This is a genomic window from Methylobacterium gossipiicola (assembly GCF_900113485.1).
GTDB lineage: Bacteria > Pseudomonadota > Alphaproteobacteria > Rhizobiales > Beijerinckiaceae > Methylobacterium > Methylobacterium gossipiicola.
On record NZ_FOPM01000010.1, the window covers coordinates 1 to 20,114 of the forward strand.

19 protein-coding genes, 1 tRNA gene and 1 pseudogene are annotated in these 20,114 nt (G+C 70.3%); 6 read left to right on the plus strand and 15 right to left on the minus strand.

The window, feature by feature from the left end:
• A partial coding sequence (locus BM249_RS10430) for a DNA translocase FtsK (RefSeq protein WP_143103731.1) occupies positions 1-715 on the plus strand: 715 nt, incomplete at its 5' end.
• Positions 716-781: 66 nt separating this feature from the next.
• Here BM249_RS10430 and BM249_RS10435 read toward each other — a convergent pair.
• The 3 genes from BM249_RS10435 to BM249_RS10445 form a co-directional block, all read right to left on the minus strand.
• Positions 782-1,102, minus strand: coding sequence for a YnfA family protein (locus BM249_RS10435; RefSeq protein WP_091971626.1), 321 nt, complete (start codon positions 1,100-1,102; stop codon positions 782-784).
• The gene (locus BM249_RS10440) at positions 1,099-2,136 is read right to left on the minus strand and encodes an aldose epimerase family protein (RefSeq protein ID WP_091971629.1); all 1,038 of its coding nucleotides are present in this window, start codon (positions 2,134-2,136) and stop codon (positions 1,099-1,101) included. Before BM249_RS10440 ends, BM249_RS10435 begins: the two co-directional genes overlap by 4 nt.
• A 116-nt stretch (positions 2,137-2,252) precedes the next feature.
• The gene (locus tag BM249_RS10445) at positions 2,253-4,034 is read right to left on the minus strand and encodes an ABC transporter ATP-binding protein (protein WP_091971632.1); all 1,782 of its coding nucleotides are present in this window, start codon (positions 4,032-4,034) and stop codon (positions 2,253-2,255) included.
• Between the two features lie 149 nt (positions 4,035-4,183).
• On the opposite strand from BM249_RS10445, the gene BM249_RS10450 reads away from it, so the two are divergent.
• The gene (locus BM249_RS10450) at positions 4,184-5,116 is read left to right on the plus strand and encodes a metal ABC transporter substrate-binding protein (RefSeq protein WP_091971635.1); all 933 of its coding nucleotides are present in this window, start codon (positions 4,184-4,186) and stop codon (positions 5,114-5,116) included.
• A gap of 4 nt (positions 5,117-5,120) precedes the next feature.
• On the opposite strand, the gene BM249_RS10455 is transcribed toward BM249_RS10450, so the two are convergent.
• The 4 genes from BM249_RS10455 to BM249_RS10470 all read right to left on the minus strand — a co-directional run bounded on the left by BM249_RS10455 (position 5,121) and on the right by BM249_RS10470 (position 8,836).
• A complete protein-coding gene (locus BM249_RS10455; RefSeq protein ID WP_091971639.1) occupies positions 5,121-5,753 on the minus strand; it encodes a LysE family translocator in 633 nt (210 codons plus the stop codon).
• 64 nt (positions 5,754-5,817) lie between these two features.
• Positions 5,818-6,795 (minus strand): tetraacyldisaccharide 4'-kinase, encoded by a 978-nt coding sequence (gene lpxK, locus BM249_RS10460; RefSeq protein WP_091971642.1) that lies wholly within the window; start codon positions 6,793-6,795, stop codon positions 5,818-5,820.
• Positions 6,795-8,117 carry a 3-deoxy-D-manno-octulosonic acid transferase gene (locus BM249_RS10465; protein WP_091971645.1) on the minus strand — a complete coding sequence of 441 codons (1,323 nt, stop codon included), beginning with the start codon at positions 8,115-8,117 and terminating at the stop codon, positions 6,795-6,797. Before BM249_RS10465 ends, lpxK begins: the two co-directional genes overlap by 1 nt.
• Complete coding sequence (locus BM249_RS10470) at positions 8,114-8,836, minus strand: lysophospholipid acyltransferase family protein (protein WP_091971648.1); 723 nt, start codon at positions 8,834-8,836, stop codon at positions 8,114-8,116. Before BM249_RS10470 ends, BM249_RS10465 begins: the two co-directional genes overlap by 4 nt.
• A 278-nt stretch (positions 8,837-9,114) precedes the next feature.
• On the opposite strand from BM249_RS10470, the pseudogene BM249_RS10475 reads away from it, so the two are divergent.
• Both BM249_RS10475 and BM249_RS10480 read left to right on the plus strand, forming a co-directional pair.
• Positions 9,115-9,603 (plus strand): annotated as a pseudogene (locus tag BM249_RS10475) (VIT1/CCC1 transporter family protein); the annotation flags it as partial.
• A gap of 86 nt (positions 9,604-9,689) precedes the next feature.
• Positions 9,690-10,589, plus strand: coding sequence for a metallophosphoesterase family protein (locus tag BM249_RS10480; RefSeq protein ID WP_091971651.1), 900 nt, complete (start codon positions 9,690-9,692; stop codon positions 10,587-10,589).
• A gap of 110 nt (positions 10,590-10,699) precedes the next feature.
• Here BM249_RS10480 and BM249_RS21665 read toward each other — a convergent pair whose 3' ends face one another.
• Together BM249_RS21665 and BM249_RS10485 are read right to left on the minus strand one after the other, a co-directional pair.
• Entirely contained in the window at positions 10,700-10,873 is a 174-nt protein-coding gene (locus BM249_RS21665) for a hypothetical protein (RefSeq protein WP_177232387.1), read from the minus strand.
• Positions 10,874-11,173: 300 nt separating this feature from the next.
• Positions 11,174-11,248: transfer RNA gene (locus BM249_RS10485), tRNA-Glu, on the minus strand.
• A gap of 243 nt (positions 11,249-11,491) precedes the next feature.
• Between BM249_RS10485 and BM249_RS10490 the strand changes: the two genes are divergently transcribed.
• On the plus strand, positions 11,492-12,451 hold the full coding sequence (locus tag BM249_RS10490) for an RluA family pseudouridine synthase (RefSeq protein WP_244528688.1): 960 nt from the start codon (positions 11,492-11,494) through the stop codon (positions 12,449-12,451).
• 267 nt (positions 12,452-12,718) lie between these two features.
• Positions 12,719-13,609 carry an RNA polymerase sigma factor RpoH gene (rpoH, locus tag BM249_RS10495; protein ID WP_091971657.1) on the plus strand — a complete coding sequence of 297 codons (891 nt, stop codon included), beginning with the start codon at positions 12,719-12,721 and terminating at the stop codon, positions 13,607-13,609.
• Between the two features lie 124 nt (positions 13,610-13,733).
• On the opposite strand, the gene BM249_RS10500 is transcribed toward rpoH, so the two are convergent.
• From BM249_RS10500 to BM249_RS10525, 6 genes are all read right to left on the minus strand, one after another.
• A complete protein-coding gene (locus tag BM249_RS10500; protein WP_091971660.1) occupies positions 13,734-15,143 on the minus strand; it encodes a histidine kinase in 1,410 nt (469 codons plus the stop codon).
• A gap of 99 nt (positions 15,144-15,242) precedes the next feature.
• Positions 15,243-16,535, minus strand: coding sequence for an adenylosuccinate synthase (locus tag BM249_RS10505; protein ID WP_091971663.1), 1,293 nt, complete (start codon positions 16,533-16,535; stop codon positions 15,243-15,245).
• A 144-nt stretch (positions 16,536-16,679) separates the two neighbouring features.
• A complete protein-coding gene (locus BM249_RS10510; protein ID WP_091971666.1) occupies positions 16,680-16,973 on the minus strand; it encodes a hypothetical protein in 294 nt (97 codons plus the stop codon).
• 99 nt (positions 16,974-17,072) lie between these two features.
• Positions 17,073-17,933 carry a D-amino-acid transaminase gene (locus BM249_RS10515; RefSeq protein ID WP_091971669.1) on the minus strand — a complete coding sequence of 287 codons (861 nt, stop codon included), beginning with the start codon at positions 17,931-17,933 and terminating at the stop codon, positions 17,073-17,075.
• Between the two features lie 55 nt (positions 17,934-17,988).
• Positions 17,989-19,296: an adenylosuccinate lyase gene (gene purB / locus BM249_RS10520; RefSeq protein ID WP_091971672.1), complete on the minus strand. Its 1,308-nt coding sequence runs from the start codon at positions 19,294-19,296 to the stop codon at positions 17,989-17,991.
• 104 nt (positions 19,297-19,400) lie between these two features.
• Positions 19,401-20,021, minus strand: a complete 621-nt coding sequence (locus tag BM249_RS10525; protein WP_091971675.1) for an alpha/beta hydrolase — start codon at positions 20,019-20,021, stop codon at positions 19,401-19,403.
• Positions 20,022-20,114 lie beyond the last annotated feature (93 nt).

Below are 20,114 nucleotides of genomic sequence, written 5' to 3' on the forward strand. Positions count from 1 at the left end.
CGAGGAGATGGACCTCTCGGCGCTGCCCTACATCGTCATCGTGGTCGACGAGATGGCCGACCTCATGATGGTGGCGGGCAAGGACATCGAGGGGGCGATCCAGCGCCTCGCCCAGATGGCGCGGGCCGCCGGCATCCACCTCATCATGGCGACGCAGCGCCCGTCGGTGGACGTCATCACCGGCACCATCAAGGCGAACTTCCCGACCCGGATCTCCTTCCAGGTGACCTCGAAGATCGATTCGCGCACGATTCTGGGCGAGATGGGCGCCGAGCAGCTGCTGGGCCAGGGCGACATGCTGTTCATGGCCGGGGGTGGGCGCACCACCCGCGTGCACGGGCCGTTCTGCTCGGATTCGGAGGTCGAGAGCGTGGTGGCGCACCTCAAGCGACAGGGCCGTCCGTCCTACCTCGAAGCCGTCACGGCCGACGAGGGGGAGGGCGGCAAGGCGGGCTCGGACGAGGTCGAGATGGACGGCGCCGTGTTCGATCAGGGCAGCTTCGGCGAGACCGGCGGCGACCTCTACGCCCAGGCCATGCAGGTGGTGCTGCGGGACAAGAAAGCCTCCACCTCCTACATCCAGCGCCGCCTGCAGATCGGCTACAACCGCGCCGCCTCCCTCATGGAGCGCATGGAGATCGAGGGCATCGTCGGACCGGCCAACCACGCCGGCAAGCGCGAGATCCTGGTGGAGGCGGACGGCCGCGAGGGCTGATCGGCCTCACGATCGCAGCGCGATTCAGCGGGTCTGTCGCGAACCCGCCCCCTCGGCTGCTGGCGTTCAGGCGCGGGGGCCGTAGAGGATCACGCCGGCGCCCGCGAGGCAGAGGGCCGCCCCCGCGAGGTCGAAGCGGTCGGGTCGCTGCCCCTCCGCCGCCCACATCCACAGGAGCGAGGCTCCGATATAGAGGCCGCCATAGGCAGCAAAGGCCCGCCCCGCCACCTCCGTCTCGACGCGGGTGAGGAGCCAGGCAAAGAGCGCGAGGGCCACGGCCCCCGGCGCCAGCCACCACGCCGAGCGCCCGAGCCGCAGCCAGGCCCAGACCGAGAAGCAGCCGGCGATCTCGAACAGGGCGGCGGCGGCGTAGACGAGCACCGTCATGGAACCGTGAACCGGTAGGTGGTGAGGGCGGCGAAGCGCTCGCCTGGCCGCAGGGTGGTGCTCGGAAAATCCGGCTGGTTCGGCGCGTCGGGAAACCCCTGCGCCTCGAAGCACACGGCATCCCCGGCCCGGTAGAGGCCGCCGCCGGAGCCCGTCACCGTGCCGTCGAGCATGTTGGCGGTGTAGAGTTGGAGGCCGGGCTGGGTGGTGGCGACGGTGAGGTGCCGACCGCTCACCGGATCGTAGGCGGTGGCCGCCATGCGCAGGACACCGGGCGCGCCCAGCACGAAGGTGTGGTCGTAGCCCTTGGCCCGGATCAATTGCGGGTCGGCCGCGCGGATGCGGGCGCCGAGGGCCGTGGGATGCCGAAAATCCAACGGGGTGCCGGCGACGGGGCGCCGCTCGCCCGTCGGAATTTGCGCGTCGTCCACGGCGAGGAACGCGTCGGCCGCGACCGTCACGCGATGGTCGAGGACGCTTCCGGCGCCTTCGCCCGCGAGGTTGAAATAGCTGTGGTTCGTGAGGTTCAGGACCGTCGGCCGGTCGGTCTCGGCCGCGTAGGCGATGGCGAGGGTCTCGTCGTCGGTGAGACTGTAGGTCACCCGCACGTCGAGGGTGCCGGGAAAACCCTCATCCCCATCGGGGGAGCGCAGCGCCAGGGTCAGGCTCGTGTCCGTCACCCCTTCGACCCGCCAGACCCTGCGGTCGAAGCCCTGCGGCCCGCCATGCATCGTGTTCCGCCCCGCGTTACGGGGAAGATCGTAGACGTGTCCGTCGAGGTGGAAGCGACCGCCCGCGATGCGGTTGGCGAACCGCCCGATGAGCGCGCCGAAATGCGCGTCGCTCGCCTCGTAGCCGGCGAGATCGGCGGCGCCCAGGACCACGTTGGCGATGGCCCCCGTGCGGTCCGGAACCGCGATCCGGGTCACCACCCCGCCGTAATCGAGGACCTGCACGGTGAGATCGCCCCGCGCCAGGGTGTAGCGGGTGACGGCGTGCCCGTCCTCAGTGTGGCCGTAGGACTCTGATTTCATCCGAACTCCGCGCCTGCGCTTCGTCCGAGAAGACCCGCGACGGACCGCGGGCGTTCCCCCTCTTCATGCTTGCGGGGAGAGGCGACCCGCACGTGGTCAGCGAGAAAGCCGCCCCCTCACGGCGCCAGGGTTTCGGCGGCGGCGTCGCCCGAGAGCTGCATGCGGTGGAGTCGGGCATAGGCGCCGCCGCGTGCCATGAGGGCGTCGTGGGTGCCGGTCTCGGCGACGCGCCCGGCCTCCATCACCACGATGAGGTCGGCGTCGCGCACCGTCGAGAGGCGGTGGGCGATGACCAGGGTGGTGCGGCCCCGCATCAGCCGCAGGAGCGCGGCCTGGACGAGGCGCTCGGATTCGGAATCCAGCGCGCTCGTGGCCTCGTCGAGGAGCAGGATCGGCGCGTCCCGCAGGAAGGCGCGGGCGAGGGAGATGCGCTGGCGCTCGCCCCCCGAGAGTCGCCCCCCGGCGGGACCGACGCGGAAATCGTAGCCCTCGGGCAGGCGCGAGACGAAGCCGTGGGCGGCCGCCGCCTCCGCCGCCGCCTCGATCTCGTCCCGCGTCGCGCCGGGGCGGCCGAAGCCGATATTGGCCGCGACCGTATCGTCGAACAGCACCACCTCCTGGGACACCACCGCGACGGCCCGGCGCAGGGAGTCGAAGGTCACGCCCCGGATGTCCTGCCCGTCGATGGAGACGACGCCCGAATCGACGTCGTAGAGGCGCGGCACGAGGTTGAGGAGCGAGGATTTGCCCGATCCGGAGCGCCCCACCAGGGCCACGGTGGCGCCGGCCGGAACGAAGAGATCGATGCCCTCCAGGGCGGGGGCGTCGGCGCGATACCGGAAGCGCACGTCCTGGAAGCGGATGGCGCCCCCCGAGACGGCGAGCGGCGCCGCATCCGCCGCCTCGCGGATCACGGGGGCCTCGTCCATGAGGGCGAAGTAGCGTTGCAGGGCCGCCCCCGCCTCCTGCAGGATGGCGTTGAGGGTGCCGAGCGCCCGGGCCGGTTGGGCGGCCAGCAGCAGGGCGGCGACGTAGCCGGTGAAATCCCCCACCGTGCGCTCGCCCGACATCACCCGCTGTCCCACGAGCACCAGCACGGCGGCCACGGCGAAGCCGCCGCCGATCTCGAGGAGCGGATCGAGGCGCCCACGGGCGTTGGCGGCCTTCATCTTGAGGCGGCGGACCTCGTCGAAGGCATGGTCCGCCCGGCCCTTGAGGTAGCCTTCGAGGGCGTAGGTCTTGGCGATGCGCGCGCCCTGCAGGCTCTCGGAGATGAGGCTCGCGGTGAGCCCCATCTGCTCCTGCGTCGTTGTCGAGACCCGGCGCAGCTTCTTGCCGACCCGGCCGATGGGTCCGGCGACGAACGGCACGGTGATGCCGGCGACGAGCGTCAGGAGCGGGTCCATCCAGATCAGCGCCGCCACCAGGGCGATCAGCATGGCGATGTCGCGCAGGAGCACCGTGGAGATGCGGGTCAGCGCCTCCTTGATGAACGCAAAATCCGTGGTGAAGCGCTGGGTGAAGGCCGCCGGGCTCTCGCGACCGAGCTGGGCCAGATCCGAATCGATGAGGTGGGCATAGAGGGCCGCCTGCATGTCGGCCTCGACCCGCGTCACCACCCGGTTGGTCAGCACCGTCTGGCCGAACAGGGCGAAGCCCCGGATCGACGTGATGGCGATGACCACGAGGGGGCCATAGGCCAGGGCCGCCGTGTCCTTGCGGTCGAACGCATCGAACGCACCCTTGATCAGGGCCGGATAGAACCCCGTCGCCGCGCCCACGATGGCGATGAGCACGAGCACCACGGCCAACGTCGCCCGGTGGGGCCTGAGCCAGTCGCGCCAGACGCGGGCCAGGAGGGGGAGGGTGTCACCCCGGAGGAGCGGCCGACGCGCCATGTTTCTTGTGACTTTCTCAACGCCCCGCCCAATCGCATGAGGCGGTGTTTGCGACCGTGGGATCGAGAGATCAAGTCGAGGGCCAAACTTGGCAATGTGATAATGTTGCATTACAAGCTCGGCCGATCATGAGTTCAGGATTTGGATCGATGCCGCGTTGGCGCTTCTCAACCGCTTGGCCGCTGGCCTTCGCCCTGCTTCTCGCGCTTCTCGGAAGCGCGGCGCGGGCCGATGCCGAGAAGTTACGGGTGGTGGCGACCTTCTCGATCCTGGGCGATCTCGCGAGTCAGGTCGGCGGCGACCGCGTCGCCGTCACCACTCTGGTGAAGCCCGATGCCGATGCCCACGGCTACGCGCCGGCGCCGAGCGACGCCAAGACTCTCGCGGCGGCGGATCTCGTGGTGGTCAACGGCCTCGGCCTGGAGGGCTGGATCGACCGCCTGATCAAGGCGTCGGGCACCAAGGCCCCGGTGGTTGTGGCCTCCAAGGGAATCAAGCCCATCGAGGAGCCCGAAGAGTCCGGACATGGGCACGGCCATGGTCACGATCACCACGCCGACCCCCATGCCTGGCAGAGCATCGCCAACGCCAAGGTCTACGTCGCCAACATCCGCGACGGTCTGGTGAAGCGCGATCCCGCCCATGCGGCGGTGTACGAGGCCCGCGCCAAAGCCTATCTCGGCGAACTCGACGCCCTGGAGGGCGAGGTCCGCGCGACAATCGCGAACATTCCGCCCGCGCGGCGACGGATCATCACCACGCACGACGCCTTCGGCTACTTCACCGCCGCCTACGGCCTCACCTTCATCGCGCCGCAGGGCGTCTCCATGGACAGCGAGGCGAGCCCGCGCGACGTGGCGCGCATCGTCCGACAGATCAAGGCGGAGAAGATCCCGGCGGTGTTCCTGGAGACCATCGCCGACCCGCGCCTCATGGAGCAGATCGCCCGCGAGAGCGGCGCGACTGTCGGCGGCAAGGTCTATTCCGACGCCCTGTCGGGACCCGATGGTCCGGCCCCGACCTACGTGGGGATGATGCGCCACAACCTCGCGGCGTTCGCGAAGGCGCTGGGACAGCCCTGATCGCTCAGCGTCGCGATTCCGCGGCCATGCGCAGGGCGAGGCCGGCCAGCACCGTCCCCATGAGCCAGCGCTGTATCAGCTGCCAGACCGGACGATCGGTGAGGAACGCAGAGACCGACCCGGCCCCGTAGGCGATGGCCGCGTTGATGCTGACGCTGATGACGATCTGGACGCTGCCGAGGATCAGGGCCTGAGCCAGGACGCTGCCCCGCTCGGGATCGACGAATTGCGGCAGCAACGACAGGTACATCACCGCGATCTTCGGATTGAGCAGGTTGGTCACGAAGCCCATGGTGAACAGCCGACGCGGGCCGTCATGGGGCAGGGCGCGCGCCGCGAACGGGCTGCGTCCGCCCGGCCGTACGGCCTGCCAGGCGAGGTAGAGCAGGTAGGCCGCCCCGGCCCCGCGCAGGGCATCGTAGGCGAACGGCACGGCGAGCAGCAGGGCGGTGATGCCGAGGGCCGCGCACAGCATGTAGACGAGAAAGCCCAGGGCCACGCCACCCAGCGAGATCAGCCCGGCCCGTGGACCCTGCGCGATGGAGCGCGACACGAGGTAGATCATGTTCGGCCCCGGCGTCAGCACCATGCCGAGGGAGATGAGGGCGAAGGCGAGGACGGTGGACGATTCGGGCATTCCCCGAGGTTAAACCCCATCTTTCTCGAGACCAACGACAGTCCTTGGCGATGCCATCGGGCATTCAGGACCGCCGCAGGCTTGTCGCGAGCTGTGCGACGAGGGCGGTCGTCGGGAGAATTTCAAGGGTGACGGGCAGGACCGCGACCCGCCCGGAAAAGTCCGGCGGCAGGCGGACATGATCCTTGGCCGTGGTGACGAGATCGGCGCCGAGGCGCGCCGCCTCCGCCGCCAGGGCGTCGAGGTCGGTTCGGCGATAGGGATGGTGATCGGGAAACGCCCACGTGCCGGCGACATCGGCGCCCGCCGCCCGTAGCGTCGCGAACATCTTTTCCGGCCGGCCGATTCCCGCGAAGGCGAGGACCCGGCGCCCATCCCAGTCGCCGCCCGGCACGAGGCGGGCGCGGTGGACGGGCAGGCCGCGCCGCGCGGCATCCTCGGCCACAGCCTCGCCCGGCGCACCGTCGCCGACGAGGACGATTCCGTGGACATGCGGCCATTGCCGGGCGAGCGAAACCCGCAGGGGGCCGGCGGGAAACACCCGGCCGTTCCCGAGGCCCGCCCCGGCATCGACCACCGCGAGGGCGAGATCCTTGGCGAGCGCCGGATTCTGCAGGCCGTCATCCATGACGATGACGTCGGCGCCCAGGGCGACGCATTGGCGGGCGCCGGCCACGCGGTCGCGCGCCACCACCGTGGGGGCGTGGCGCGCCAGCAGCAGGGGCTCGTCGCCGGTCTCGGCCGCGCCGTGCCGGTCGGGCTCGACCCGGACGGGGCCGGTGAGGCACCCGCCATAGCCGCGCGTCAGGAAGGCCGGAGCGGCGCCAAGATCGCGCAGCATCGTGGCGAGCGCCAGGGCCGTGGGGGTCTTGCCGGCGCCCCCGAGGGTGAAGTTGCCGACACAGATCACGGGGCAGGGGGCGTGTACCCCCGGCCGGTCCATCCGGACGACGCTGCGCCAGCCGTAAAGGGCGGCGAGCGGTGCCAGGGCCCGCGCGGCGGGGTGCCCCGGTGCCGCGTTCCAGAAGGCCGGCGGGCGCATCAGGGTGCGGCCGAGGCCAGTTCGGCGAGCTGCATCTGCGCGATGAACGGATCGAGCACCGCCAGAGTGCGGTCGACGGCGCCCTCGAACGGCGCGAGGGCAGCGGCGCCCGCGCGGGCCATGGCGTCGATGCGGGCCGGATCGGCGAGGAGCTCGTCGAGGGCCACCGCGAGGTCGGCGCCGTCGGCGACGCAGCGGGCACCGCCGGCGGCGTCGAGGGCGCCATAGACTTGCGAGAAATTGAAGATGTGCGGCCCGTGCAGCACGGCCGCTCCGAGGCGCGTCGGCTCGATGGGGTTCTGGCCGCCCCGCTCCACGAGGGAGCCGCCGAGATACACCACAGTGGCCAGACGATAGAACAGTCCGAGTTCGCCCAGGGTGTCGGCGACGTAGAGGGCGATCTCCCCGTGTGGGCGCTCGCCCTGCGAGCGGCGCGCGCTGCGCAAACCCTCCGCCGCCGCCCGGGCGGCGACATCGCCGCCACGATGCGGATGGCGCGGCACCACGATGGTGAGGAGGCTGGGCCAGCGCCGCTTCAGGGCCGCGTGGACGCCCGCCACCACGGCGTCCTCCCCCGGATGGGTGCTCGCCGCGACCCAGACCGGGCGGTCGCCGATGCAGTCGCGCAGATGCGCGTGCTCCTGCGCGTCCACGGGGGGCACCTCGGAATCGTATTTGAGATTGCCGGCGACGCTGACGCGGGGGGCGCCGAGGCGGGCGAAGCGGGCCGCATCCGCCTCCGTCTGGGCGAGGCAGACGGAGATGCGCGACAGGAGCGCCCTGGCCGTGCGCGGCGTGCGGCTCCAGCCCCGGAACGAACGCTCGGATATCCGGCCGTTGACGAGGAGGAGGGGGATCGCGCGGGTGTGCAGCCCCACGATGGTGCTCGGCCAGATCTCGGATTCCGCCACGAGGGCGAGGTCCGGCCGCCAATGGTCGAGGAAGCGGGCGACCCAGCGGGGCGCGTCGAGGGGAACGTACTGGTGCAGGGCGCCCGGCGGGAGGCGCGGGCCGATGAGGTCGGCGGCGCTGCGGGTTCCCGTGGTGACGAGGACCGAGAAGCCCCGCGCGATCATGCCGTCGACGAGGCCGACGAGGGACAGGATCTCGCCGACACTGGCCCCGTGCATCCACACGAGGGGGCCGGGGGGCCGAGCCCGGCCCGGCAGGCCCCGGCGCTCGGAGAGGCGGCCCGGATCCTCCTTGCCGCGGCGGGCGCGCCACGCGAGCAGGCCGGCGACGGCGGGCTCGCCGAACACGAGGCCGGAGCGGTAGACCCGCAGGAGCGCCGTGAGGGGCGGCGCCTCCGGGGGCGTCGTCACGCGGGGTTCCCCACCCGGTCGAGCCGGCCGACGAGGGTGTAGGCGCGGTCGTGGACGCGGTTCATCTCGGCCTCGACCGCGACCCGCAGGGCCTCGAATTCCTGCGGTTCGACCTCGCGGGGGATGGAGATCGGCGTTCCGAACACCATGGCCCCCCGGCCGAAGGGGAGACCGAAACAGGCCCGGTCCCAGCTCTTGAGGCGCAGATGCCGGCTCGTCACCACGGCGACGGGCACGATGGGGCGCCCGGAGAAGCGCGCGAGGGTGAGGATGCCGGCGTCGCAGCGCCGCGACACCTTCGGGACGTCGGCGCTGAAGGCAACGGATTCGCCGTTCTTGAGGGCGCGCAGCATGGCGCGCAACCCCTCCGCCCCGCCCTTGGCCTTCACGTCGCGCACGGCCCGGCCGCGCGCCCCAGAGGCGCGGATCACCCGCACCCCCATGCGCTCAAGCGCGATGGTGTTGATGTTGCCGTCGGGCGAGCGTGAGATGATCGTGGCGATGCGGTCGTGCGGCCGTCGCATGAACGAGATCATCGTGTGCTGGCCGTGCCACATGCCGGCGATGAACGGGGAAAGATCGTCGAGCCACGGATCGGGGGTCGCCGGCTCCACCACGAAGCGGTTGGTGGCGCGGACGAAGCGCAGGTAGCCGCCCGCGAAGCGGCCGAGGGCCTGCTGGACCGGCGGAGCGCGGCCGATGCGCTTGAGGAGACTCATGAACCTGCCTTCGCGCGACGACTCACGGCCTGCCCGGTCGTGAACGCCGGATCGAGGGGCCTTGGCCGATGCCGGGCGGTGTCTAACGCCGTTGCGCGCGGCGACGCAACGGCGCCCGTGCCGCCGGATCGTACGGCGCAGGGGCGAAATCCCACCCGAAGGCGCCGAGACCCCCTTGCCTGGAATCATTCCAATCTCTAGTTTATAATAATTCCAAGATGGAGATCGCCGCCATGATCGCCGAGGCCGCCACCCCGATTTCGCCCGGCATGTCCGCCGACGAGGACCGCCGGGCCTTCGTCCTGCGCTATGTCCAGCCGGGGCTGGCCGGCCTCATCGACGGCTCGGTCTCGACCCTGGCGCCGATCTTCGCAGCCGCCTTCGCCACCCACAGCAACGCCGCGACCTTCCTGGTCGGTCTGGCGGCTTCCATCGGGGCCGGGATCAGCATGGGATTCACGGAGGCTTTGTCGGATGACGGCTCGATCACCGGACGCGGCTCGCCGGGGATGCGCGGCCTCGTCTGCGGGGTGATGACGACGCTGGGCGGCCTCGGTCACACCCTGCCGTATCTGGTGCCCGACCGCTGGCCGAACGCCTTTGCGTGGGCGACGGGCCTCGCCGCGTTCGTGGTCGCCGTCGAACTCGTGCTCATCGCCGGCATCCGCACGCGCTACATGGCCACACCCTTCTGGCGGGCAGCCCTTCAGGTGGTGCTGGGCGGCGCCCTGGTGCTCGCCACCGGCATCGCCATCGGCAGCGCCTGACAGGGCCTTCCGCGAAAAACACGCCGGTTGACCCCGGCGCCCGCAATGGCGATGCGGGGGGACGCCTCCTGCCGAAACGGACGCCCATGTTCCGCCTCGCCCACATCACCGATCCGCATGTCGGGCCGCTGCCGCGCCCGCGCCTGCGCCAACTCTTCAGCAAGCGCGCCACGGGCTACGTGAACTGGCGGCGCGGGCGCAAGAACGCCCACGACATGGACCTGCTGGCCGCCCTGGTGGCCGATCTCCAGGCGCAGCCGCACGACCACATCGCCTGCACGGGCGACCTCTGCAACATCGGCCTGCCGAGCGAGTGGGCGACCTCGCGGGTGTTCCTCGAAGCCCTGGGCAGCCCCGACACCGTGAGCTTCGTGCCGGGCAACCACGACGCCTATGTGCGCGGCTCCCTCGACGGGCTGCTCGCCGCCTGCGGGGCCTGGACCACGGACGACGACGGCACGGCGGGGGTGTTTCCCTACCTGCGCCGACGCGGACCCGTGGCCCTGATCGGCCTCTCGTCGGCGATTCCCACGAAGCCGTTCGCGGCCACCGGACGCCTCGGTGCGCCGCAGATCACGGCGGCGCGAGGGATGCTGGAGCGCCTTGGCACCGAAGCCGAGCCGCCATGCCGGGTGGTGATGATCCACCATCCGCCCCATCCGGGGGGGGCTTCGTCGGGGCGGGAACTCAAGGATGCGGAAGCCTTCATGGCGATGATCGCCGAGGCCGGGGCCGATCTCATCCTGCACGGCCACAATCATCTCGGCAGCGTGCATTTCGCGGCGGGGCCGGGTGGAAAGCCGATCCCGGTGGTGGGCTGCACCTCGGCCTCGGCCCGCGAGGGCGGCCCGAACCGGCGAGCGAGCTACTACCTCTACAGCATCACCCGGACCGAAGCGGGCTACGACATCCAGGGGCGGGAGCGGGGCCTCACGGAGGCGGGGCTCATCGACGAGCGCGGCCCCCTGCGGCTGCGTCCGGAGTGACGACCGGGCGCGCGCCGCCCGCGTGCGGGCGACGCGATCTCGTCGTCAGACGAGCACCCATCGGTTCCGCCGGCATGGCGGAGTTCGGCTTGGCTCCGACGGATGCGGGATCAGACCGTGAGACCGTGGGGCGGATTCGCGGCGACGAGGGATGCGAGAAGAGCGAGATCGGCCTCGTAACGTTCGGCCTGTGGGCGGGTGAGGCCGCTCACCAGCACTTCGGTGCCACGATAGACAGTATAGGTGCCGTCGTGAGTCGGCTTGACGCGAATGGTCTGGGACATAGCGAACACCTTGCCTCGAGTGACAGCCATCGAATGCGGTGACAAATCCGATGGTAACTCAATCTTAACGCGGAGCAAGGGCAGGTGCGGCGCCCGCAGGGGACTTTCGATGCGGCACCGCAAAAGAGCCGACTCAATAAAAATGAATAAAACCTGGATTCCTGCATAAGCGCCCAAGACTTGGATCGCCTCGCGACGCATCAACGACGATCGCGATAGGCCACCCCAAGATCAACGGGCAATAAACTGGAAGCTCGACATTTCACATCGCATACGAATGAAAAATGGAGCATGGTGGATTGGCGCGCCCACGGGGAATCGAACCCCGGTCTGATCCGTGAGAGGGACCTGTCCTAACCGCTAGACGATGGGCGCGGTCTTCAATCCAACGCCGCCTCCTTCCGGAGACCGACGCCGCTTCCCGAGAGTTCCGATCCCGTCGGGACCGTCCGGCGGGAGGAAGCTTCCCGGCGGCGTGGGGTTCGTATAGCGACGGTCCGGCGGGGGAGCAAGTGCCTTCCCGTGAGTTTTTGCAGACGGGTTTTGCGTCGCCCCGGGGGTGACGTGTTCGAGGCGGAGGGACGTTCGTTGCAGCAACCAGAGGACCGTCGGACGACCTTGCCCGACGATGCGATTCCGGAACGCCTGGACCGGGCCCTGGCGCGGGCTTTCCCCGACGTCTCGCGGGCGCGGCTGCAGGATCTCATCCGGAGCGGCCAGGTGCGGCGCGACGGCGCCGTGGTCCTCGACCTTTCGGTGAAGGTCGGTCCGGGCGCCGATCTCAGCGTCACCATTCCGGAGGCGGCGCCGCCCACCCCGAAGGCCGAAACCCTGGACCTCGTCGTGGTCTACGAGGACGGCGACCTCATCGTCATCGACAAGCCGGCGGGCCTCGTGGTGCATCCGGCGCCGGGCCACGAATCCGGCACCCTGGTCAACGGACTCATCGCCCATTGCGGCGACAGCCTGTCGGGGATCGGCGGCGTGCGGCGGCCCGGCATCGTCCACCGCCTCGACAAGGATACGAGCGGCCTTCTCGTCGTCGCCAAGAACGACCGCGCCCACAAGGGCCTGACGGAGCAGTTCGCCGATCACGGTCGCACCGGCCCCCTGGAGCGGGTCTATCGCGCCCTGGTCTGGGGCGTGCCGGAGCCGCGCGTCGGCACCATCGAGGCCGCCCTGGCCCGCAGCCAGCGCAACCGCGAGAAGATCGCCGTGGTGCGGGACGAATCCGGGCGCGAGGCCATCACCCATTACCATGTCGAGGAGGTGCTCGATCCGGCGGGGCTCGTCGCCCTGGTCCGTTGCGAACTCGAAACGGGGCGCACGCACCAGATCCGCGTGCACATGAGCCATCGCGGCCATCCGCTGCTGGGCGACGCCGTCTATGGCAGCGCCTTCAAGACGAAGGCGAGCCGCCTGGACGAGGAGGCGCGCGCGGCCCTTCAGGCCCTCGGGCGTCAGGCCCTCCACGCCTGTGTGCTTGGCTTCGCCCATCCGCGCACAGGGGAGGAGCTGTATTTCGAAAGCCCGCTGCCGCCCGAGATGACGGCCCTGATGGACAGCCTGCGCCGTTGAGGCAAGCCGCCCCGTTCGGCGGCCGATCCGCCACGGTCAAGCCCCGATGGGGCGGACGAGGGTGCGGAACGGCACCGCCGCACGCGGCGTTTCGTGTCACCCATGAGCCAACGACGACATCGCGCGTTGACCGCGATGTTCGCTCGACCGAACCGCCTTCCGGGGCTCCGCGTTTCCCGGTAGATATGGAGACGCGAACCATCGGCTCAAGGGAGCGGCGGTTCGGATCGGGTCCGCCCCCTGGGGGACCATGGAAGGAGATGACACATGGCCGGCGCATTGCCCGTGCTCGCCACCGAGGGTGGCCTGTCGCGCTACCTCGATGAGATTCGCAAGTTCCCGATGCTGGAACCGAACGAGGAATTCACCCTCGCGAAGGACTGGCGTGAGAAGGGGGACCGCAACGCGGCCCACCGCCTCGTCACCTCGCACCTTCGCCTCGTCGCCAAGATCGCCATGGGTTATCGCGGCTACGGCCTGCCCATCGGCGAGGTCGTCTCCGAAGGCAATGTCGGCCTGATGCAGGCGGTCAAGCGCTTCGAGCCCGACAAAGGCTTTCGCCTCGCCACCTACGCCATGTGGTGGATCAAGGCCGCGATCCAGGAATACATCCTGCGTTCGTGGTCGCTGGTGAAGATGGGCACCACGGCCAATCAGAAGAAGCTGTTCTTCAACCTGCGCAAGGCCAAGGGCCGCATTTCGGCCCTCGAGGACGGTGACCTCAAGCCGGATCAGGTGGCGCAGATCGCCGTCAAGCTCGGCGTGCCCGAGCAGGAGGTGATCGACATGAACCGTCGCCTCTCGGGCGACACCTCCCTCAACGCCCCCTTGCGCGAGGAAGGCGAGGGCGAGTGGCAGGATTGGCTCGTCGACAACAGCCCGAGCCAGGAGACGGTGCTCGCCCGCGAGGAAGAGGGCAACAACCGGCTCTCGGCCCTGCGCGACGCCCTGTCGGTGCTCAATGCCCGCGAGCGCCGCATCTTCGAGGCCCGCCGCCTCGCCGACGATCCCATCACCCTGGAGGATCTCTCGGGCGAGTTCGGCGTCTCCCGCGAGCGCGTACGCCAGATCGAGGTTCGGGCCTTCGAGAAGATCCAGGAGGCGGTGAAGCGCAACCTCGCCTCCCGCGAGGCGCCCCGCACCGCCGCCCACGCCTAATCCGGACGCCGCTTGAGGCCCTCGGGATAGCGCCGCGCCGGCTTCCTCCGTCAGGCGACCGCTTTCATCGAGCGGGCGCCTTATGCGCCGCCACCGGCAGCCCCCGCGGGGGCCGCCGAGGCCGTCACTGCCACTGGGCGAAAGCCTTCTCCATCACCTGCGCGCCGGCGGTCCCTTTCTCGAGGTTGATGATCGCGCGCGAACCGGTGTTGAACTTGATCGCCAGTTCGAGCCAATTCCGGTGCAGCAGCAGGTCGGTGTTCCGCTCGATGTCGTTGCGCAGCGACGACAGACCGATGAGGAACAGGTTCTCGCGCACCCGTACGGGCAGGCCGGAGACCGGCGAGCCCCGGGCGTTCTCCTCCTCCTTGGCCTGAAGCAGGCCGATATCCTGCACCGCCCGCTTCGGGCCGCCGGCGAGGCCGTCCGTGGTGAAGGCGAGCTCGATGGTGTGCGACGCCGGCAGCGTCGTGTCGCGGTTGCGGTTGATCGTCATCGTCAGGGTGATCCCGGCGTCCGGGAAATCCGCGTTCGCCCGCACGACGGTTTCGAGGGGCTGGCCGCGCTCGCCGTTCACGGTCTCCAGGCGCCATTGGACGCGCCCCTGCACCACCGTCGGCGGGGCGTTGGCGGCGGAGGTGTTCTCCTCGTAGAACACCGCCCGCTGCGCCACGGTGAGATCGGCCGGCGCGGCACTCGGAGTTGCCGTGCTCGGCTGGGCGGAACTCGGCGTTGAGACGTTCGGCTGAGGCGCCCGGGGCAGCGGGGCGGCGGGGTCGCCGCCGATCCGGTCGGCGTACTTGCTTTCGGCCCCGGACGGCGCCGTCTCCGGCTGTTCGGCCGCGATGGGATGCAGGTCCGCCGGCTTGTCGCGCAGCAGGAAGGCCGCGACGGCGATGAGGCCGATCACGGTGAAGAGCACCGCCCCCACGACGATGTTGCGCACGAGGCGGGAGCGGCCGGCCGGTGGGGCCACCACGTCGATGCGCGGCCGTTGACGTCCACCGCCGGCCTCGGACGTGGTCTCGTCCGCGCCCGGCTCCGAGGGCGCCGGCTCGGGCGGCATCAGCAACGCATCGGCCGGATCGACGAACGGCGTCTCCTCGCGGCCCTTGCGCGCCTGGATCGGAATGAGCGGCGCGGCCACCGGAGCCTCCGGCGGCAGGAGGGGCGTCGGCCCGAGATCGGGCGGCGGCGCCGGCGGCAGGAAGGGCTCCGGCGCGCGGGGCGGAATGCGCAGGGGCTCCGGCTCGGGGGCGCCCGGAACCGATTCCGGCAGGTCCTGCCAGGAATCCACGGGCGCTGGCTCGGGGATCGGCTCCGGAGGGGCACGCTCGGCCTCCAGGCGGACGATGGCGGCCTCGAGGGCGCGGGCCTCCAGATCGATGTCTGCGTCCGAGAGGGGCGGATCGAGGGAGCGCAGCTGGCTGATCAGGGCGCTGCGCGCACGCTCGTAGACGGCCTTGCGCAGGGCCGGTGAGCGGTCCGGCATCGCCTCGAGGGCGCGCGCCAGCAGGGGGTAGTAGTCGGCCATCGTGCCTCGGGTCCGCTCAACTCAAGGAGCGGGGCGTCGCCCCGCCCGGAAGCGGCGCCCCGCCCGGGAGCGAACGCGCCGCCCGTCCCCTCGCGAGGCTCAATCCTCGAAGGGGCTGTGCATCAGGATCGTGTCGTCGCGCTCCGGCGAGGTCGAGAGCAGCGCCACCGGGGCACCGATGAGTTCCTCGATGCGGCGCACGTATTTGATCGCCTGGGCCGGCAGGTCGGCCCAGGAGCGGGCGCCGGCCGTGGTGCCCGACCAGCCCTCGATGGTCTCGTAGATCGGCTCGACCTTGGCCTGGGCCGCCTGATTGGCCGGCAGGTGGTCGATCACCTGTCCGTCGAGGCGGTAGCCGGTGCAGACCTTGATGGTCTCGAACCCGTCGAGGATGTCGAGCTTGGTGAGCGCGATGCCGTCGATGCCGGAGGTCCGCACGGTCTGGCGCACCAGCACGGCATCGAACCAGCCGCAGCGGCGCTTGCGCCCGGTGTTGACGCCGAACTCGCGGCCCTTGGCGCCGATGGTCTCGCCGATCTCGTCGAACAGCTCCGTGGGGAACGGACCCTCACCGACACGAGTGGTGTAGGCCTTGGCGATGCCGAGCACGTAGCCGATGGCCGACGGGCCCATGCCAGACCCCGTAGCCGCCTGAGCCGCCACGATGTTGGACGAGGTCACGAACGGATAGGTACCGTGATCGACGTCGAGGAGCGCGCCTTGCGCGCCCTCGAACAGGATGCGCTTGCCGGCCCGGCGCTCCTCGTCGAGGAGTTTCCACACGGTGTCGGCATAGGGCAGGATGGTGGGCGCGATGGCCTTGAGTTCGGCCAGAAGCGCACCGGCATCGACCTCGGCGATCCCGAGCCCGCGCCGCAGGGCGTTGTGGTGGGTGAGCACCCGCTCGATCTTGGCGGCCAGCGTGCTCTCGTCGGCGAGATCGACGACCCGGATGGCGCGGCGGCCGACCTTGTCCTCGTAGGCCGGGCCGATGCCGCGCTTCGTCGTGCCGATCTTGAGACCGGCATTGGAGGTCTCGCGAAAATGATCGAGTTCGCGGTGAAGCGGCAGGATCAGCGTCGCGTTGTCGGCGATCCGCAGGGTTTTCGGCGAAATCTCGACGCCCTGGGCCTGGAGGCGGGCGATCTCGTCGACGAGGTGCCAGGGATCGACCACGACGCCGTTGCCGATCACCGAGAGCTTGCCGCCCCGCACCACGCCCGAGGGCAAAAGGGCGAGCTTGTAGGTCACGCCGTTGACGACCAGGGTGTGGCCGGCATTGTGCCCGCCCTGGAAGCGGACCACCACGTCGGCCTGCTCGGAGAGCCAATCGACGATCTTGCCCTTGCCTTCGTCACCCCACTGGGCGCCCACGACGACGACGTTTGTCATTCACAAAAGACCTGTCCGGAGGACCCGCGCGCCAGCGACCCGGCCCAAGGGCCGAGCCTACGCATTCTCCGGGTCTTTCCGCGATCCGTCGCCGGAAATCAAGCAAGGGGTGCGTTCGGCCCCGAATCACCGGGGGACGAGGATCTACTTCGCCTCCGTGCCGGGCTGGCGGCCGGGGAGGTCGCCGGGCTTGATCACCGGCATGGAGCCGGGGTTCGGATCGGGCGGGCGTACCACGAGGCCGGGCGCGGTGTTGGCCGGGGGCTTGATGACGCCGTCGTTCTTTTCCAGCCTGTCGCTGAGGGTGCCGCCCGTGCCCGGCGGCCCGGCATCGGGCTGAATCTTGTCGGGCACGGTGCTGTTCGGCGCGGGCGCCTGGGCGAAGGCGGCGGTCGCCAGCAGGCTCAAACCCGCGGCGAGGGGCCAAATCGGACGCATCGTTTCACCTCTTCGGATGCGGGAATTGTCCCGGACAAACCGATGCGAGGGCGATGCGTTCCTGTTTTCATCCGGGTCTCCCCGTCTCGTGAAGCGCCCTCAAGCGCCTGCGCGCGCCATCTCCAGGTAGAGTTCGCGCAACCGTACCGTGTGCGGGCCGGGCGTACCGGCGCCGATGGGCTTCCCGTCCAGTTCCACCACCGGCATCACGAAGGCCGAGGCGCTGGTGTAGAATGCTTCCTCAGCCGCATGGGCCTCCGCCACGGAGAACAGGCGCTCCTCGAGGGTGAGGCCGGCCTCGGCGGCGAGACGGAGCACCGCCTGCCGGGTGATGCCGGGCAAGAGGGCGGTCGAGAGCGGCCGGGTCACGAGGGTGCCGCCCTTCGTCACGATGAAGGCCGTCGAGGAGGAGCCTTCCGTCACGGCGTCGTCCTCGACCATCCAGGCTTCCGCGACCCCGGCGGCGGCGGCCTGCTGCTTGGCCAGCACCTGGGCGAGCAGGGCGACGGACTTGATGTCCCGGCGCTTCCAGCGAAGATCCGGCACGGTGATGACACGGGCGCCCTTGGCGGCGAGGGGATTGGCCGCCACGCTTTTCGCCTGCGTGAACATCATCACGGTGGGCGGGGTGCCGGCCGGCGGATAGGCGAAGTCGCGTTCGTACACGCCGCGCGTCACCTGCATGTAGACGAGCCCCTCCGCGACGCCGTTGCGGGCGACGAGCTCCGTCTGCAGGGCCACCCACTCGGCCAGGGTGTGCGGGTTGGCGATGTCGATCTCGCCCAGCGACCGGTCGAGGCGGGCGAGATGGGCCTCGTTGTCGACGAGGCGGCCATCGAGCACCGCCGAGACCTCGTAGATCCCGTCGGCGAACAGGAAGCCGCGGTCCATGATCGGCACCCGCGCCGCGTCGAAGGGCAGGAATTCGCCGTTGAGGTAGACGATGCGGGGGTTCGACACGGCGGGACCTTATCGCTGGAGTGAAACGTGCGACGCAGGACTTATGCGACGGCCTTCAGGCCGCCCCGAAGACGCGCGAGAAAATCGTGTCGACGTGCTTGAAGTGGTAACCGAGGTCGAAGCAATCCTCGATCTCGGCGGGCGTCAACGCGGCGGTGACGTCGGAATCGGCTTTCAGCAGGGTGAGGAAGTCGCCCTCGCCGCGCCAAACCGGCATGGCGTTGCGCTGGACCAGGCGGTAGGCGTCCTCGCGGGACACGCCGGCCTGGGTCAGCGCCAGGAGCACCCGCTGCGAGTGGACGAGGCCGCCGAGCTTGTCGAGGTTGCGCTGCATCTGCTCGGGATAGATCAGCAGCTTGTCGATGACACCGGTGAGGCGGCCGAGCGCGAAGTCGAGGGTCACGGTGGCGTCGGGGCCGATCATCCGCTCCACGGAGGAGTGCGAGATGTCGCGCTCGTGCCAGAGAGCCACGTTCTCCATGGCGGGCAGGGCGTAGGACCGCACCATGCGGGCGAGGCCCGTGAGGTTCTCGGTGAGCACGGGGTTGCGCTTGTGCGGCATGGCCGAGGAGCCCTTCTGCCCCTCCGAGAAGAACTCTTCCGCTTCCAGCACTTCCGTGCGCTGGAGGTGACGCACCTCGATGGAGAGGCGTTCCACCGAACTCGCCACGACGCCCAACGTCGCGAAGAACATGGCGTGGCGGTCGCGCGGAATCACCTGGGTCGAGACCGGCTCAGACGACAGCCCCATGGCCTTGGCGACGTATTCTTCCACGCGCGGGTCGATGTTGGCGAAGGTGCCCACCGCCCCCGAGATGGCACAGGTGGCGACCTCCTCGCGGGCCGCCACGAGGCGGGCGCGGTTGCGCTCGAACTCGGCATAGGCCTGGGCGAGCTTCAGCCCGAAGGTGACGGGCTCGGCATGGATGCCGTGCGAACGGCCGATGGTCGGCGTCATCTTGTGCTCGAAGGCCCGGCGCTTGAGGGCGGCGAGCAAGGCGTCGACATCCTTGATGAGGAGGTCGGCGGCGCGCACGAGCTGCACGTTGAGGCAGGTGTCCAGCACGTCCGACGAGGTCATGCCCTGGTGGACGAAGCGGGCCTCGGGGCCGACGATCTCGGCGAGATGCGTGAGGAAGGCGATGACGTCGTGCTTCGTCACGGCCTCGATGGCGTCGATGCGCGCGACGTCGAACACCGCGTCGCGGCCCTTCTCCCAGATGGTGTCGGCGGCGGCCTTGGGCACGACGCCGAGATCGGCCAACGCCGTGGTGGCGTGGGCCTCGATCTCGAACCAGATCTTGAACCGGGTCTCGGGCGACCAGATCGCGGTCATCTCGGGGCGGCTGTAACGGGGGATCATGGGCGCCTCGGACTCTTTTTGCGATGCGGGCTTCTCTGAGCGGCGCCTAGCATGCGGGAGGGGGCGGCCTCAACCGCGCTCCTCCCGCTTGGCACATGCCCGCTTCACGCCGCTGCGAGAGGGCCGAGCCAGGCTTCAACCGCCGTCACGTCGGCCTGGGACAGGCCGTGCCCGGTGGGCAGCACCGTGTGGGTAACGCGGGCGCCGGCCGCGCGGAACGTCTCGGCCAAGCCACGGGCATTCGCCTCCGGCACGATGGGGTCGAGGGCACCCGACAGCATCAGGACGGGGGTCTCCGTCAGATCCGGCCCCGGCGGATCGGCCAGGGGCCGCATCGGGCGCAGGAGCGCGGCGCCGGCCAGGACGCCCGGATGCAGCAGGAGCAGGGCGGCGGCGATGTTGGCGCCGTTGGAGAAGCCGAGGGCCACGGGGGCGGGGAGTCCGTAGGCCGCCCGCGCGTCGCCCACGAAGCGCGCCAGATCGGCGGCGCGGCGGCGCAGGTCGTCCTCGTCGAACACGCCCTCGGCGAGGCGACGGAAGAAGCGCGGCATCCCGTTTTCGAGGACGCCGCCGCGCGGCGACAGCAGGGCCGCCCCCGGCGCCACGGTGCGGCCGAGGGGCAGGAGATCGGATTCGTCGCCGCCGGTGCCGTGGAGGAGGAGCAGGGGCGGGTGGTTCGAGGCCGTCGCCGGCTCGAGGCGGTGGACGAAGGCGAGGGCGGTCATGACGCTTCTCCGGGTAACGCGGTCAAGGGCGCCCGGCCGGAAGCCGGCCGAGGCGAAGGAACGGGACAGTTTGGTCGCGACGGATCGGAAGGC

Excerpts from the sequence above, each read along its gene's own strand:
- BM249_RS10435 (WP_091971626.1), bottom strand. The coding sequence starts at position 1,102 with ATGACGGTGCTCGTCTACGCCGCCGCCGCCCTGTTCGAGATCGCCGGC.
- BM249_RS10440 (WP_091971629.1), bottom strand. The coding sequence starts at position 2,136 with ATGAAATCAGAGTCCTACGGCCACACTGAGGACGGGCACGCCGTCACC.
- BM249_RS10445 (WP_091971632.1), bottom strand. The coding sequence starts at position 4,034 with ATGGCGCGTCGGCCGCTCCTCCGGGGTGACACCCTCCCCCTCCTGGCC.
- BM249_RS10450 (WP_091971635.1), top strand. The coding sequence starts at position 4,184 with ATGCCGCGTTGGCGCTTCTCAACCGCTTGGCCGCTGGCCTTCGCCCTG.
- BM249_RS10455 (WP_091971639.1), bottom strand. The coding sequence starts at position 5,753 with ATGCCCGAATCGTCCACCGTCCTCGCCTTCGCCCTCATCTCCCTCGGC.
- lpxK (WP_091971642.1), bottom strand. The coding sequence starts at position 6,795 with ATGCGCCCGCCGGCCTTCTGGAACGCGGCACCGGGGCACCCCGCCGCG.
- BM249_RS10470 (WP_091971648.1), bottom strand. The coding sequence starts at position 8,836 with ATGAGTCTCCTCAAGCGCATCGGCCGCGCTCCGCCGGTCCAGCAGGCC.
- BM249_RS10480 (WP_091971651.1), top strand. The coding sequence starts at position 9,690 with ATGTTCCGCCTCGCCCACATCACCGATCCGCATGTCGGGCCGCTGCCG.
- BM249_RS21665 (WP_177232387.1), bottom strand. The coding sequence starts at position 10,873 with ATGTCCCAGACCATTCGCGTCAAGCCGACTCACGACGGCACCTATACT.
- rpoH (WP_091971657.1), top strand. The coding sequence starts at position 12,719 with ATGGCCGGCGCATTGCCCGTGCTCGCCACCGAGGGTGGCCTGTCGCGC.
- BM249_RS10500 (WP_091971660.1), bottom strand. The coding sequence starts at position 15,143 with ATGGCCGACTACTACCCCCTGCTGGCGCGCGCCCTCGAGGCGATGCCG.
- BM249_RS10505 (WP_091971663.1), bottom strand. The coding sequence starts at position 16,535 with ATGACAAACGTCGTCGTCGTGGGCGCCCAGTGGGGTGACGAAGGCAAG.
- BM249_RS10510 (WP_091971666.1), bottom strand. The coding sequence starts at position 16,973 with ATGCGTCCGATTTGGCCCCTCGCCGCGGGTTTGAGCCTGCTGGCGACC.
- purB (WP_091971672.1), bottom strand. The coding sequence starts at position 19,296 with ATGATCCCCCGTTACAGCCGCCCCGAGATGACCGCGATCTGGTCGCCC.
- BM249_RS10525 (WP_091971675.1), bottom strand. The coding sequence starts at position 20,021 with ATGACCGCCCTCGCCTTCGTCCACCGCCTCGAGCCGGCGACGGCCTCG.